The sequence below is a fragment of the Paraburkholderia sp. J11-2 genome, assembly GCF_905220185.1.
Classification (GTDB): Bacteria; Pseudomonadota; Gammaproteobacteria; order Burkholderiales; family Burkholderiaceae; genus Paraburkholderia.
In genome coordinates this window covers 47,855-62,742 of sequence record NZ_CAJMYY010000033.1, presented here as the reverse complement: position 1 = coordinate 62,742, position 14,888 = coordinate 47,855, and the positions used below count along the sequence as shown (strand labels likewise).

General features: G+C 65.7%; 14 protein-coding genes. 10 read left to right on the top strand and 4 right to left on the bottom strand.

The genetic code is table 11. The annotated features are described in order from the left end of the window. Positions 1–86 precede the first annotated feature (86 nt). Positions 87–1,229 carry a CaiB/BaiF CoA-transferase family protein gene (locus U5A57_RS34470; RefSeq protein WP_321916141.1) on the bottom strand — a complete coding sequence of 381 codons (1,143 nt, stop codon included), beginning with the start codon at positions 1,227–1,229 and terminating at the stop codon, positions 87–89. A 403-nt stretch (positions 1,230–1,632) separates the two neighbouring features. Here U5A57_RS34470 and U5A57_RS34465 point away from each other — a divergent pair, with 403 nt between their 5' ends. Next, a complete protein-coding gene (locus tag U5A57_RS34465; RefSeq protein WP_321916140.1) occupies positions 1,633–2,838 on the top strand; it encodes a CoA transferase in 1,206 nt (401 codons plus the stop codon). A 35-nt stretch (positions 2,839–2,873) separates the two neighbouring features. Next, positions 2,874–4,010 carry a CaiB/BaiF CoA-transferase family protein gene (locus U5A57_RS34460; RefSeq protein WP_321916139.1) on the top strand — a complete coding sequence of 379 codons (1,137 nt, stop codon included), beginning with the start codon at positions 2,874–2,876 and terminating at the stop codon, positions 4,008–4,010. Between the two features lie 134 nt (positions 4,011–4,144). Here the strand turns inward: U5A57_RS34460 and U5A57_RS34455 are convergent, their stop codons facing one another. Beyond that, positions 4,145–4,972, bottom strand: a complete 828-nt coding sequence (locus U5A57_RS34455; protein ID WP_321916138.1) for an IclR family transcriptional regulator — start codon at positions 4,970–4,972, stop codon at positions 4,145–4,147. A gap of 19 nt (positions 4,973–4,991) precedes the next feature. After that, on the bottom strand, positions 4,992–6,413 hold the full coding sequence (locus U5A57_RS34450) for an aldehyde dehydrogenase family protein (protein ID WP_321916137.1): 1,422 nt from the start codon (positions 6,411–6,413) through the stop codon (positions 4,992–4,994). 285 nt (positions 6,414–6,698) lie between these two features. Here U5A57_RS34450 and U5A57_RS34445 point away from each other — a divergent pair, with 285 nt between their 5' ends. Continuing rightward, positions 6,699–7,595 carry a TauD/TfdA dioxygenase family protein gene (locus U5A57_RS34445; protein ID WP_321916136.1) on the top strand — a complete coding sequence of 299 codons (897 nt, stop codon included), beginning with the start codon at positions 6,699–6,701 and terminating at the stop codon, positions 7,593–7,595. A gap of 51 nt (positions 7,596–7,646) precedes the next feature. Here the strand turns inward: U5A57_RS34445 and U5A57_RS34440 are convergent, their stop codons facing one another. After that, entirely contained in the window at positions 7,647–8,450 is an 804-nt protein-coding gene (locus U5A57_RS34440; RefSeq protein WP_321916135.1) for an IclR family transcriptional regulator, read from the bottom strand. Between the two features lie 198 nt (positions 8,451–8,648). Here U5A57_RS34440 and U5A57_RS34435 point away from each other — a divergent pair, with 198 nt between their 5' ends. The 7 genes from U5A57_RS34435 (at position 8,649) to U5A57_RS34405 (ending at position 14,885) form a co-directional block, all read left to right on the top strand. Beyond that, the gene (locus U5A57_RS34435) at positions 8,649–9,581 is read left to right on the top strand and encodes an SDR family oxidoreductase (protein ID WP_321916134.1); all 933 of its coding nucleotides are present in this window, start codon (positions 8,649–8,651) and stop codon (positions 9,579–9,581) included. Between the two features lie 3 nt (positions 9,582–9,584). Beyond that, complete coding sequence (locus U5A57_RS34430; RefSeq protein WP_321916133.1) at positions 9,585–10,028, top strand: Zn-ribbon domain-containing OB-fold protein; 444 nt, start codon at positions 9,585–9,587, stop codon at positions 10,026–10,028. Next, positions 10,025–11,176 carry a thiolase C-terminal domain-containing protein gene (locus U5A57_RS34425; RefSeq protein WP_321916132.1) on the top strand — a complete coding sequence of 384 codons (1,152 nt, stop codon included), beginning with the start codon at positions 10,025–10,027 and terminating at the stop codon, positions 11,174–11,176. Before U5A57_RS34430 ends, U5A57_RS34425 begins: the two co-directional genes overlap by 4 nt. Before the next feature lie 83 nt (positions 11,177–11,259). Further along, a complete protein-coding gene (locus U5A57_RS34420; RefSeq protein ID WP_321916131.1) occupies positions 11,260–12,828 on the top strand; it encodes an acyl-CoA synthetase in 1,569 nt (522 codons plus the stop codon). A gap of 50 nt (positions 12,829–12,878) precedes the next feature. Further along, positions 12,879–13,322: a MaoC family dehydratase N-terminal domain-containing protein gene (locus U5A57_RS34415; RefSeq protein WP_321916130.1), complete on the top strand. Its 444-nt coding sequence runs from the start codon at positions 12,879–12,881 to the stop codon at positions 13,320–13,322. Between the two features lie 11 nt (positions 13,323–13,333). Further along, positions 13,334–13,750, top strand: a complete 417-nt coding sequence (locus U5A57_RS34410; RefSeq protein ID WP_321916129.1) for a MaoC family dehydratase — start codon at positions 13,334–13,336, stop codon at positions 13,748–13,750. 7 nt (positions 13,751–13,757) lie between these two features. Then, positions 13,758–14,885 (top strand): acyl-CoA dehydrogenase family protein, encoded by a 1,128-nt coding sequence (locus tag U5A57_RS34405; protein WP_321916128.1) that lies wholly within the window; start codon positions 13,758–13,760, stop codon positions 14,883–14,885. Positions 14,886–14,888 lie beyond the last annotated feature (3 nt).

Sequence of the window (14,888 nt, the reverse complement as noted above, 5' to 3'; positions counted from 1 at the left end):
TACTGCGCGCTCGGGTATTCCAGCGTTGAGCCGCAGCCGTCTGAAACACCACTTCTTTGATGCAGACAACAATAAATATAGGATGACTACACGTTCCCGGCACTCCTCGAGGTCGAGCGCCAGGCGTGAAGCGCATCGCGCACGTCGTACTCGCCGAGGTGTGGCTCAGGACGACCGGAAGGCGTAGTTCGGCTGAAGCGCGGCGCAGGTGCTGGCTGCAGAATGCCGCCCGCTTCGACGAATGTTTCCCGCGCAACGTTGTGCGGATGTCGAGGGGCCTCGTCCATATCGAGCACCGGCGCGAAGCAGACATCCGTGCCTTCCATGCGTGAGGTCCACTGCGCGCGCGTGCGAGTGAGAAAAATACTCGCAAACCGACGCTTCATCTCGGGCCACGCACGCTGGTCGTGCTGGTGCGAGCATTCGGCTGCATCGATATCGAGACATTCGAGCAGTTGCGAATAGAACTGCGGCTCGATCGAGCCAATCGCGATGTACTTGCCATCCGCACATTCGTAGCAGTCGTAGAACGGTGCCGCGCCGTCCAGCAGATTCGATGCGCGCTCCTCGCTCCATGTCCCCTGAGCCTTCATCCCATAGAGCATCGCGCCAAGGAGCGCAGCGCCGTCGGTCATTGCGGCATCGACGACTTGCCCCTCGCCGCTGCGGGCTGCTTCGACGAACGCGCAGGCCAGACCGAACGCGAGCATCATTGCGCCGCCACCGTAGTCGCCGACGAGGTTCAGCGGCGGTGCAGGCGGCTCGCCGGCGCGACCCATTGCGCCGAGCATGCCGGTAAGCGCGATGTAATTGAGGTCGTGCCCGGCTGCGTGCGCAAGCGGGCCGCTCTGCCCCCAACCGGTCATGCGGCCGTAGACGAGCTTGGGATTGCGTTTAAGGCACACATCGGGACCGATCCCGAGCCGCTCCATCACGCCGGGACGAAATCCTTCGATCAGAACGTCGGCCTGGTCGACGAGCGCGAGCACGGCCTCGACGCCCGCGACGGTTTTCAGATCGACCGCCACAGTGCGCTTGCCGCGCGCCAGGACGTCGTGCCGTAACGCGTCCTCGCTGGCCGGCTTGCCGTCGAGATCGACGCGCTTCGATAGCGGCCGGTCCACTCGAAGAACTTCCGCTCCCATATCCGCGAGCATCATTGCGCAAAACGGCGCGGGCCCGATGCCTGCCATTTCGATCACCCGGATGCCTTGCAATGGTCCACTCATCTGAACGCCACCGTATCTATCTACATGGGGTTTGTGCCTGACGTGCGATTGCCGGGCGCCGGGTGAATTGACTCCGACGCAGACGACTTGCGTCCACACGCCTTCGCACGCCGTGAAAGCAACGATCTCCGGCCTGTACCGCATCCTGATCCGGTTGGCACTGCATCGGAGCGCATAGTCCGATGTTGTCCCAACCGGTCCTCACCTATGGCTCCCCACGGCGGGGGGGAGGCTACACCCTCGCTGCATCAGATACTGAAATGCAGGAGTCACTGCCCCGCTCGGACCAAGATCCCGGCCCAGAGCGCCCCATTCCAATCCGACGTCATGAGAAAGCCATGCGACTGACCCTCCTTTCCTCGCCCCGTGCATGCGTGCACAGCGCAACCAGCAGGAGCCCAGCATGAGCGCCGGGCCGCTGCGCGGCGTGCGCATCATCGACCTCACAACCGTGCTGATGGGACCGTTCGCGACACAGATCCTCGGCGATTACGGCGCGGACGTCATCAAGATTGAAGCTCCCGCAGGCGACAACACACGCGGCATCGGCCCCGCACGCCATCGCGGCATGGCCGCCGGCTTCCTGCACATCAATCGCAACAAGCGCAGCCTCGTGCTCGACCTGAAGCAGCCGGACGGCCGCGAGGCGCTGCTCAAGCTGGTTGTCGACGCGGACGTGCTCGTGTACAACGTGCGCCCGCAGGCAATGGCGCGCCTCGGCCTCGACTATGAGGCCGTGCGCGCGGCCAACCCGAACATCATCTATACCGGCGTCTACGGATATGGACAGCGCGGTCCCTACGCACCGCGCCCGGCCTATGACGACCTGATCCAGGGCGCAATCGCGCTGCCCACGCTGGGCATACTCGCGGGCGCGGATGCGCCCCGCTACGTGCCCAGCGCCATGGCGGACCGCGTCGTCGGCATTGCCGCAGCGGGCGCCATCACGGCCGCGCTGTTTCACCGGGAACGCACGGGAGAAGGCCAGTCGATCGAGGTGCCGATGTTCGAGACGATGGCGCAGTTCATGCTGGGCGATCACATGAGCGGCCACACGTTCGAGCCGCCCGCCGGCCCCACCGGGTACGCGCGGCTTCTCAACGAGTACCGCCGTCCGTACAAGACACTCGATGGCTACTTGTGCGTGCTCGTCTACAACGACAAGCAATGGCAGAACTTCTTCGAGATGATTGGTCGTCCTGAAGTCATGCAGACCGACCCGCGTTTCAATTCCATCACGGCGCGCACGGAGAACATCCGCGATCTCTACAAAATGCTGGCCGAAATCTTCGCCACCCGAACCACGGCCGAGTGGCAGGCCGCGCTGGAAGCCGCCGACATCCCGGTCATGCCGATGCACACGATCGAATCGCTGATGGACGATCCGCATCTGCGCGCGGTCGACTTCCTGCAAACGGTGGAGCATCCCACCGAAGGCACGATGCGCTCGATCTCGGTACCGTCGAACTGGTCAGCCACGCAACCGTGCCTCTCGCGCCATGCACCGCAGCTTGGCGAGCACAGCGCAGAAGTGCTGCGCGAGGCGGGCTACAGCGACGCGCAGATCGAGACCATGCTCGCGGCGGGCGTCACCCGCACCGCCACGTGAGTAACCAACACCAAACCATTACCTGAAACCTCATCATGCAAGAAAATCACACGGGCCCGCTCGCAGGCCTCAAGGTCATCGAACTGGCCGGCATCGGCCCCGGTCCGATGGCGGCCATGCTGCTGGCCGACCTCGGCGCGGAAGTCTTGCGCATTGACCGCCTGGAACCCGCCGACCTCGGCGTCAAGAAGCCGCTCAAATACAATCTGCTGGCGCGCAACCGCAAGAGCATCGCACTCGACCTGAAAGACCCCGAGTCGATCGAGTTGGTGCTTAAGCTCGTCGAGGGCGCCGACGTGCTGCTCGAAGGCTTCCGGCCCGGCGTCACCGAGCGCCTCGGCCTCGGGCCCGAGGCCTGCCAGGCACGCAATCCGAAGCTGGTCTACGGCCGCATCACGGGCTGGGGCCAAACCGGTCCGCTCGCGCCAGTGGCCGGCCACGACATCAACTACATCTCGCTCACCGGCGCACTGCACGCTATCGGCGCCAAGGGACAGGCGCCCGCGATTCCGCTCGCGCTTCTGGGCGACATGAGCGGCGGCGTATACATGGCGCTCGGCATCCTGGCCGCCATCTACGAGACGCGCGCATCGGGCAAGGGACAGGTGGTCGATGCTGCCATCTCCGACAGCACCGCTCACATGGCCACTGCCTTTTACGGCATGGTCGCGGCCGGACAATGGGACCTCGAGCGGGGCAACAACGTGCTGGACTCGGGAGCGCACTACTACAACTGCTATCAGTGCGCGGACGACCGCTGGATCTCCATCGGCCCCATCGAAGCCCGGTTCTACGCGCAGTTGCTGGAAAAGCTCGACCTCGACCCGTCGGCGCTTGGCGCGCAGAACGACAAGGCGACATGGGATCAATCACGCGAAGTGCTCGCAAAGATCTTTCGCAGCAAGCCGCGCGACGCATGGTGTGCGCTGCTGGAAGGCACCGACGTCTGCTTCGCGCCGGTACTGACTTTCGCCGAGGCGCCGGAGCACGCGCACCTGAAGGCCCGCGGCACCTTCGTGGAAATCGGCGGCGTCGTGCAGCCCGCACCGGCGCCGCGCTTCAACCGGACGCCGGCTGGCACGCCCACTGCACCGCAAGCGCCCGTCACCGAAGAGCTTTCCCGCGTTCTGGCCGGGTGGTTGCCGCAGGAAACGCTGAATACCCTGCATTAAGCATTACGTCTGGAAATGCTCATCGCCCTCACGCGCAAGCGGAGGGTGATATCTTCAGGATGCCGAAGTAGCGGTTGATTCTTCGTCCGCGAAGGGATGTGCGGACGATCACAGCGGATTTTCCGATCGGGCCTTCAGAGCGGTTCCAGCGCCTCGTCCGCCCGTTCTAGCCGCGCGGCGAGCCGTAATAGCGCGGGCCCGTGGCGGGCGGCCAGTTCCTCCGCGGATTGGGTTGCCAGAGGAATGGCGAAGCTGACTACACAACCCGGCACTTGGCGGCTCCGTACCGGCGCGGAGAGGCCAACCGGTCCGTCCGGCCTTTGCACGATACAGAATCCTTGCGTCGCAACAGCATGAAATGCCGTCCCCATCTCCGCGTGTAAGGCGTCCCACGCCGTGCCGTGACGCCCCGCGAGCCATGCCAACTGCTCCTCGCGCTCACGCTCAGGCAGGCCGCCCAGCCAGGCCCAACCGGCCGAGCTGCCCGTGAGCGGCACCCTCGCGCCCGGCACCACCACGCGCCTGGCACTGCCCGCGCTGCCACGCACGAACTCCACGATGACCATTTCGTCCACGTCCGCGACGGAGAGGCCAACGTTCACCCGCTCCTCACGCGCCGCTTGCGCCAGCAATCCGGCTGCCACGTCCAGCAGCGGCACCTGCAAGCGAAACGCCAGCCCGAGGCTCAGCGCCACGGCGCTCAGGCGGTAGGCCTGCTGGCCTGTGTCGTACTGGAGGAAGCCGTTATCGACAAGCGTGCGCGTCAGCCGGCTGACCGTCGGACGTGCCAGCCCGGTACGGTCGGCCAGTTCGGCGTTGGTCAGCGCGGAGGTGCCAATGCGGAACGTACGCAGCAATTGAAGGCCCCGCGCCAGCGAGCGGCTGCCGGGCGTGCTGCGCACGAAGCGGCCCGACTCGCGGGAGAGCCGCCGTGTCGACGGCACATCGTCGCCGCTACGCATGGCTCTTTCTGCTTTCCCGTCAGGCCGTCACCGACTTGTGCTCAAGATACTCGGCGAGACCGTAGGTGCCGAGTTCGCGTCCGTTGCCAGAGCGTTTGTAGCCACCGAACGGCGCTGCGTAATCGGCAGACGCGCCGTTGATGCGCACCGTTCCGGCACGCAACTTGCCGGCCACGCGGCGCGCGCGCGCCGCGTCCTTCGACCAGACGTAGGCCGCGAGGCCATACTCTGTATCGTTGGCGATGTCGATGGCCTGCGCCTCTCCGTCGTAGGGAATCATGGTCAGCACCGGGCCGAAAACCTCCTCGCGCGCGATGACTGCTTCGTTACTGACGTTCGCGAAAATAGTCGGGCGTACGAAATAACCTTTATCGATGCCAACCGGGCGGCCAATGCCCCCGGCCACCACCTGCGCACCTTCCTCGATGCCGATGCCGATCATGCGCTGCACCTTCTCGAACTGTGCGCGGTTGGCGACCGAGCCGACCTTGCTGTCGTCCTGCATCGGGTCGCCCACCTTGAGCGAGTCCGCCACCGCCGCCGCGATAGCCGCCGCCTCGTCGTGAAGGTGGCGCGGCACCAGCATCCGTGTGGGCGCCACGCAGGTCTGGCCCGAGTTGATCATGCAACTGATTACGCCATCGGTCACCGCTGCCTTGAGGTCGGCGTCGTCCAGAATCACGTTGGGCGACTTGCCGCCCAACTCCAGCAGCACGCGCTTCACGCTATTGGCCGCCGCCGCCGCGACGGCAGTGCCCGCGCGGGTTGAACCGGTCAGCGAAATAACGTCGACGTCATGGTGTGCCGAGAGCGCAGCGCCGACATCCGGGCCGAGACCATAGATCATGTTGAAAACGCCGGCGGGGACGCCGGCGTCATGCATGACCTCCGCAATGATGCGTGCGTCCAGCGGCGCCAGCTCCGACGGCTTGAGCACCACCGTGCAGCCGGCCGCCAGCGCGTAAGCGACCTTGCCCATGATCGCGCCGGCCGGCCAGTTCCATGGCGTGATGAGCGCCGCGACGCCGATGGGCTCGCTCACCACCTCCGCGCGGCCGATCTTGCGCTCGAACTCCATCTCCTTGAGCGCCGCGATGGCCGACTCGAGCATCATCAGCCCGAGCGGAGCCTGACGCGTCTTGCAAAGCCACATCGGCGCGCCAATTTCCTCGTGGATCGCGGTCGCGATGTCGTCGATGCGTGCCTCGTAGCATCTGACAATGCGCGCCAGCAAAGCGAGGCGCTCCTCGCGGCTGGTCGACGACCACGACGGGAACGCCGCGCGCGCCGCACTAACGGCGCGATTAACGTCTACTACGGTGCCGAGCGCGAGCGTGCCGATCACAGCCTCGGTGGCCGGATTGACGATCTCGGTCGTTGCCGCACCTGGGGCGGGCGCCTGCCAGGCGCCATCGATATAGAACTCGCTGAGCTTGTACATGTTCTGAGCCTTGTCTCTGTCTTCCTGGACCGGCATCACGCTGGAAAAGGCGGGCCGGACAAATCGAATCACGGCATGGCAATGGCATGCCGCTGCCGTTACAGCATGCACCCTGTCGCCCTGATACTCCCCACCCCGTCAAAGGGGGGTAAGCCACCCCACTATCCGGCCCAGCGTGTGCGGACCGCGAGAATTTCAACGAGCGAAATTCGCGCCTTGTCCCCGGGGCGGCCCACAGCGACCATGTTCATGCAACCGCAATGAACACCGACAGGAGACAAAAACATGCAGCCCACCGTAACGCTCACGCCAGTTCCGCTGTCCGCCCCCGATGCGCAATCGTGGCCGTTCTCGGTCGAGCCGGTCACGCCGGTGATCGGCGCCGAAATCGGCGGCATCGACCTGAGCCAGGTCGATGAGACGACGGTGCAGGCCATCCGCCGCGCACTGCTCAAGTACAAGGTTCTGTTCTTCCGCGACCAGAACATCACGGCCGAGCAGCACGTTGCGCTCGCGCGCCGCTTCGGCGAACTGGAAATTCACCCGACGATTCCGCACCATCCCGAGCACCCGGAACTGGTCGTCTTCGGCCGAGACGGCACCACACGCGGCCGGGAGAACGTCTGGCACTCCGACGTCTCGTGGCGCGAAATTCCGTCGATGGGGTCGATCCTGCGTTGCATTGAATGCCCGAAGGTCGGCGGCGACACGTTGTGGGTCAACATGGTCGCGGCTTACGAGAACCTGCCCGAGGCCGTGAAGGCCCGCATCGCGAACCTCCAGGCCGTGCACGATGGCCTGCCTGGTTTCACGTTGACGCCCGAGCGTCGCAAGACCTTCCACAACGACTTTCCGCCACAAACCCACCCGGTCGTGCGCACCCATCCGGAAACCGGCGAGAAGATTCTGTTCGTCAACGAAGGCTGGACCACGCACCTCGCGAACTTCCTCCAGCTCGAACCGTATCGCGTGGGCTCCGATGCCCGCTTCGGCGAACTCGACTTGCTGGCCTACCTGTATCGCCAGGCCAGCCAGCCCGAATACCAGGTGCGCCTGAAGTGGCGTCCGAACACGATCGCATTCTGGGACAACCGCGCGACGCAGCACTATGCCGTGTCGGACTACTTCCCGGCTGTGCGGCATATGAACCGGGCGACGATCATCGGCGACAGGCCGCGCTGATCCGTACCGCCGTCGGTGCGTGCGGGCGATCATGGCAGCAGCGGAGAGAACCTACGCTGCCGCGAAATCGGCCCACGCCGCGCGCATGGCGTCGGCCAGGCCGAGCAGCACCGGCACGAAGTGCGCGATGAGCGTCGTGTAATCGTTGTCCGCGGCCGAAAAGCTGATGCCCGGCGTGTAGATGACGCCATACGGCCCCGCCACCGCCGTGGCAATCCCCTCCGCGCCCAGCATCGCGCCCGAACGGCAATAGCCGCGTGATGCGTAAAGGGCGATCGATTCGTCGATCGCCGCCGAGTACCTGGGCCACTCCGCACCGCATTCGTCGGCGAGCGCCGCCAGCACCGTCTTGCGCCGTGGCGCCTGCAATGCGGCAAGCCAGGCATGGCCGATCGAACTGGTTTCCATGGCAAAGCGTGTGCCTGGCGCAGCTGTCCGCCGCAGGGGCCCGCGGCCCTCGCGGATCGTTGCCAGGTAAACCATCGACAGGCCGTCTGCCGCCGACAGCGACACGTTCACACGCTGCGACACCGCCACTTCACGCAACAGCGGCAGGACAGTCGCCAGTTCGGTGCGCCCAACCTCGAACGAGCGCCCGAGGCTCAGGCAAACCGGCGCGAGGCGGTAGCCCCGTGAGGCGGGGTCGTACTCGAGATATCCCTCATTCACCAGCGAATGCGTCAGCCGGCTCACCGTGGCCTTGGGCACCCCCGTACGCTCGGCAATTTGCGCGTTGCTCAGCATCGGGGCGCCCCCGAGAAACACGCGCAACAGGCCGAGGCCGCGCGCGAGCGTCTGGCTGCCCGGCGTCATGCGGCTGAAGGCATCTCCGTCTGTTTCATTCTCCGATTTCATGGCTGTTTCGGCCGTCCGGCACGGAAGCGGTCAGTCTCCGATGTTTCGATTATTGAAACGCGATTATTGCGACCGCCAAGTGCGGCGGTCAATACTGGAATCGCGCCGTTTGGCAAGCCCCGACCCGCTTCGGGCGCCGCCTGCGTGCACCCGATCAGCCTGTCACGGCATTCAGAGGAACAACAGAGGAGCATCAGCATGACCCAGCTTTGCAAGGATCGCATCGTCATCATCACGGGCGCCGGCCGCGGCATCGGCCGCGAGTACGCGCTGGAATTCGCGCGCCAGGGCGCAAAGGTCGTCGTCAACGACCTCGGCGTAGCGGGAGACGGCAGCGGCAACGATGTCGGTCCCGCCCAGGCGGTGGTGGAGGAAATCCGCGCGCTCGGTGGCGAGGCGCTCGCCAATACCGACGACATCTCTGACTGGGACGGCGCACAGCGCCTCATCCAGTCAGCCATCGACACGTTCGGCGGCCTCGACGTGCTGGTCAACAATGCCGGCATCCTGCGCGACAAGACCCTCGTCAACATGAGCATCGAAGAATGGGACTCGGTGATCCGCGTGCATCTGCGCGGCACGTTCTGCCCGATGCGCCATGCCGCCGCCTACTGGCGCGACGAGGCCAAGGCTGGCCGCCAGCGTGCGGCACGCGTGATCAACACGAGTTCGTCGTCGGGCCTCTACGGCATCGTAGGCCAGACGAACTATGGCGCGGCCAAGGCCGGCATCGCCAACATGTCGATCGTGGCTGCCCAGGAAATGGGCCGCTTCGGCGTGACGGTGAACGCGATCTATCCGACCGCGACGAGCCGCCTGACGGAGGAAGTGTTCAAGAAGGCCGGCATGGTTGCCGAAGTGGGCAAGTTCGACGCGTTCGATGCGGCCAACGTGGCGCCGCTGATCGTCTGGCTCGGCAGCGCGGAATCGTCGGAAGTGACCGGCCGTGTGTTCGGCGTGCGTGGCGGCTCCATCACCGTAGCGGAGGGCTGGTCGGCGGGCCCGTCGATCGACAAGGGCAGCCGCTGGGAGCCGTCGGAACTCGGCGCCGTGGTTCCGGGCCTCGTCGCCCGAGCCGCCGCAAACGCCAATACGTCTGGCAAGCGCCCGTCCGCAAAGCAGGAGGCCTGAACGATGACGGCCCCGAAGTCCGCGCCGGCCAAGCCGGCGCCCGTGCCCATTCCCGGCACCCTGCCGTTCTGGGCGGGCACACAGGCGGGCGAATTGCGCCTGCAACACTGCGCCAGCTGTGCGAAGCATGTCTTTTATCCGCGCACGCATTGCCCGTCGTGCGGTGCAGAAGCGCTGTCGTGGGTGAGCGTGAGCGGCCGCGCCACGCTGTACTCGTATGTCATCAGCCACATGGCGATGCCCGGCTGGCAAGGCGAGACGCCCTACGTAATCGCCGTGGTCCAGCTCGAGGAAGGGCCGCGCATGATGTCGAACCTGGTCGGCGTGCCCGTCGATCCGCGGCACCTGGAACTCGACATGCCGCTGGAGGTGGTGTTCGAGGCCCGCGGCGAAATGATGCTGCCAATGTTCCGCCCGGCCGGCGGCGGCAAGGAGAACGTTCAATGAGCCGCTCGACCCAGACCATCGCGATCGTCGGCGCAGCCGAAACCGAACTGGGCGTGCTGCCGCAACTTTCCGAGATGGAGTTGCGAGCCATCGCCGCGCACCGCGCCGTGGCCGAGGCCGGCCTGACGCTGGCCGACGTAGATGGCGTGACGAGCGCCGTCGACAACCCAATCGACGTGGCCCACTACCTCGGCATCGAGGCGCGCTGGTTCGACGGCACGAACGTCGGCGGCTGTTCGTTCATGATGAGCGTGCGCCATGCCGTGGCGGCGATCCGCGCGGGCCACGCATCGGTCGTGCTCGTCACGCATGGCCAGTCGGGCCGATCGCGCGTGGGCTGGCCGCCGCGCTCGGTGGCGCCGTTCTCCATGCAAGGCCAGTTCGAGCTGCCATACGGCTCGGGTGGTCCGCCCAACACGTTCACACTGCCGTTCCTTCGCTATGCGAAGGAAACCAGCACGACGCTCGAGCAGCTCGCCGAAGTGGTGGTGGCACAGAGCCACTGGGCCGAGGGCAATCCGCTTGCCGCGCGCGGCAAGCGCCTGACGGTCGACGAGGTGATGTCCGCACCGATGATCGCCTGGCCGTTCACCAAGCTCGAATGCTGCGTGGTGACCGACGGCGGCGGCGCGCTCGTGATCACCTCGGCCGAGCGTGCGCGCGACCTGAACACGGCGGGCAAGCCCGTCTACATCCTCGGTACCGGCGAGGCTGGCGAGTCGTCGCTGATCTCGCAGATGGAGGACTTCAGCCACTCACGCGCATTCCGCGACTCGAGCCGGCATGCGTTCGCCGAAGCCGGGCTGACGCCGAAGGACATTGACCACCTGATGGTCTACGACGCGTTCGCGCACCTGCCGCTGTACGGCCTCGCCGACTGCGGCTTCGTCGAGCACGGCGAGGCCGGCCGCTTCGTCCAGGAAGGACATACGCGTCCGGGCGGCAAGCTGCCGATGAACACAAACGGCGGCGGCATCCTCTACACGCACACTGGCATGTACGGCATGTTCGCCATCCTTGAAGCGGTGCGCCAGTTGCGCGGCGAAGCGTTCCGCCAGGTGGACAATGTCCGCACGAGCTTCGTGCAGGGTGTGGGCGGCATGTTCACGGCGGCATCATCGCTGGTGCTGTCGAACCAGCTCAACTAGCACACGAAGAGAAGATCGCGCGTTGCGGCCCCATGTCCGTGAGCACGGATAGGGGCCGCCGGCGCACAATGGAGACACTTTCCATGACCGACCAGAACTGGTCTTATCTGGGCGACCGTGCCCGCCTGCACCCCGAGCGTCTCGCCGTCATCAATGGCGGCACCGGCGCCAGCCTGAGCTACGCGGAACTCGACCAGCGCTCCAATCGGCTCGCCCACTACCTGTGGGGTATCGGCCTGCGCCCCGGCGACCACATCGCGATGGTGCTGGAAAATAACATGCGTTGCTTCGAGATCGGTTGGGCGGCATTGCGCTCGGGTCTGAAACTGACGCCCGTCAATCGTTTCGTGACTCCAGACGAGGCCGCATACATCATCGCGGACAGCGAGTCGAAGCTCGTCATCAGCTCGTACGGCATGCGCGAACTGGCCGAGGGGCTTAGCAGCCGCATGCCCGATTGCCTGGGATGCCTGATGGTCGACGGCACCATCGACGGCTGGGCCAGCTACGAGGATGCCGTGGCGCCCTGCTCCGCCGAACCGCTGGCCAACGAAGTGCTGGGCGCACTGATGCTCTACAGTTCCGGCACCACCGGCCGCCCCAAGGGCATCCTGCGCGACCAGCCGTCGTATGACGTGCGCGAGTTCGTCGACCCCTTCCGCCGCAAGCAGTTCACCGAATATGGATTCTTCGACGGCATGGTGTACCTGTCCACCGCGCCGCTGTATCACTCCGCACCGCTCGGCTGGGCGCTGCAGATCGGGGCAGTCGGCGGCACCGTGGTGTACATGGAGAAGTTCGACGCCGAACAGGCGCTCGCGCTGATCGAACGCTACCACGTCACGCACAGCCAGTGGGTGGCCACGATGTTCGTGCGCCTGCTCAAGCTGCCCGACGCAACGCGCAACGCGTACGACCTGTCGAGCCTGCGCTTTGCCACGCATTCGGCGGCGCCGTGCCCGAAGGACGTCAAGCTCGCCATGATCGACTGGTGGGGGCACATCGTCCACGAATACTTCGGAGCGACCGAAGGCAACGGCATGACCATGATCGACAGTGCCGAGTACCTGGCGCATCCTGGCTCGGTCGGCCGAGCGAGGGTGGGCAAGCTGCACATCTGCGACGACGACGGCAACGAACTGCCGCCGGGCCAGAGCGGCTTGATCTATTTCGAGCGGGACCGGCAGCCTTTCATCTACCACAACGATCCGAAAAAAACGAAGGGCGCCCAGCATCCCCGGCATCCCAGCTGGACCGCCGTGGGCGACATGGGCTACGTGGACGACGAGGGCTACCTGTACCTGACCGACCGCAAGACTTTTATGATCATCTCGGGCGGCGTGAACATCTATCCACAGGCCATCGAGGACGCGCTCATCACGCACGAGAAGGTAGAGGACGCGGCGGTCATCGGCGTGCCCGACGCGGAGATGGGCGAGTCGGTCAAGGCCGTCATCGAGCCGGCCGCCGGCGTGGTTCCGTCGCCGGAACTGGCCGAGGAACTGATCCGCTACCTGCGCGGCAAGGTTGCGCGCTACATGGTTCCGAAGTCCGTGGACTTCATCGAGAAGCTACCGCGCCTGCAAACCGGCAAGCTCTACAAGCAGGAGCTGCGCAAGCGCTACTGGGAAGCGGCAGGCAAGTCCGTCTAAGGCCCACGCGCCGCGAAGCGCTCGCCATCATTGAATCAATTGGAGACAACGTGTTTGACAAAAACCTGATCGGCCATTGCTTTGGCCAGCGCAGCATCACCGTGGAAACCGGTGCTGTGCAGGACTACGCCCGAGCCATCGGCGAGTCCAACCCCGTCCACTTCGACGTGGCCGCCGCCCGCAATGCCGGCTATCCGTCGGTGCGCGTGGCGCCGGCCTACTTCTTCTGCCTCGAAAGCAAGCTCGGCATTGCAGTCAAGGTCAAGGAACTGCTCAATTTCGACGTGCGCCGCATCCTGCACGCCGAGCAGTCGTTCGAGTATCACGCCCCCGCCTTCGCCGGCGACACGCTGACCTTCGAAACGAAGCTCGTCGACATCTACGACAAGAAGGGCGGCGCGCTCGAATTCTTCGTCACGGAGTCACGCATCACCAACCAGAACGGCGTGCATGTCGCCAACGTGCGCAAATCGCTCGTGCAACGCCCGCTTTAAGGAGACCTCGCATGCAATCGAACCTGGACTCGCTCAACGCCGGCGACGCCATCCCTGCCCTGCAACTCGCACCGATCTCGCGCACCACGTTGGCGCTGTATGCCGGGGCATCCGGCGACCATAACCCCATGCACATCGACATCGACTTCGCGCGCAACGCCGGGCTCGACGACGTGTTCGCGCACGGCATGCTGTCGTGCGGCTACGTCGGGCGCCTCGTCACCGACTGGGCCGGCCCGGAGCGCGTGCGCTCGCTTTCCGTGCGCTTTTCAGGCATCACCCATGTGCATGACCAGCCGCATCTGTCAGGCAAGGTCGTCGAACGCTTCGAGCAGGACGGCGAAACGCGCCTGCGCATCGAAGTGAATTGCGCCAACCAGAATGGCGAAGTCAAGATCAGCGGCGAAGCTGTCGTCAGCGTGGCCTGAGGCAAGCATGAACTTCGACTTCAACGAAGACCTGCACATGCTGCGTGAACAGGCGCGCAGGATGTTACAGCAGCAGTGCCCGGCGACCGCCGTGCGGCAGGTGCTCGAAGGCAAGGATGCTTTCGACCGCAAACTCTGGCAGGAAATCGCGCAGCTCGGCTGGACCGGCGCGGCGATCCCCGAGCAGTTCGGTGGCGCCGGTCTCGGCTATGAGGGACTGTGCGTCCTGGCCGAGGAACTCGGCCGCGTGCTGGCGCCGGTGCCTTTCGCATCGTCGGTCTATCAGGCCACCGAAGCGATCCTGACCCATGGGAGCGACGCGCAGAAAGCCGCATGGCTGCCGCGCCTCGCCAGCGGCGAGGTCATTGGCACGTTCGCGCTCGCTGAAGGGCTGGGCAATCCCTCCGCCTCTGCTGTGCGTGCGCATGTCGAAGGCGGACGCCTCTACGCAACGAAATGGCCCGTGGTGGACGGCGGCATCGCCGACTTCGCCGTCGTGGTCGCCAACGACGAAGCTGGCGCTCCGGGACTCTACCTCGTGGATCTCGCGGGCGAAGGCGTCGCGCGCTCACCCCTCGAGAGCGTCGATCCGACCCGCCCGCAGGCAAAGATCGTCTTCGACGCCGCGCCGGCCGAGAAGCTCGCGGGCGGCAAGTCCGGCTGGGCGGCAGTCGAGCGCCTGCTGTGCAAGGCGGCCGTGCTGCTCGCCTTCGAGCAGATCGGCGGCGCCAGTGCCTGCGTCGAGATGGGTACTGCGTACGCGAAGGAGCGCATCGCCTTCGGCCGTCCGATCGGCTCGTTCCAGGCCATCAAGCACAAGCTCGCGGACATGTACACGGCGGCCGAGCTGGCGCGCTCGAACGCCTACTATGGCGCCTGGGCGCTGGAGGCCGATGCGCCCGAACTGCCGCTGGCCGCCGCGGCCGCGCGCGTCTGCGCCACCGACGCGTACCGCTTCGCATCGCGCGAGAACATCCAGACCCACGGCGGCATGGGCTTCACCTGGGAACTGGACTGCCACCTGTACTTGCGCCGCGCCGGCATGCTCGCCACGCAACTGGGCAGCGTGACGTACTGGAAGGACCTGCTGGTCACGCAGTGGGCCGCGCACGACGTGGCCGCCACCGCCAACTGAGGA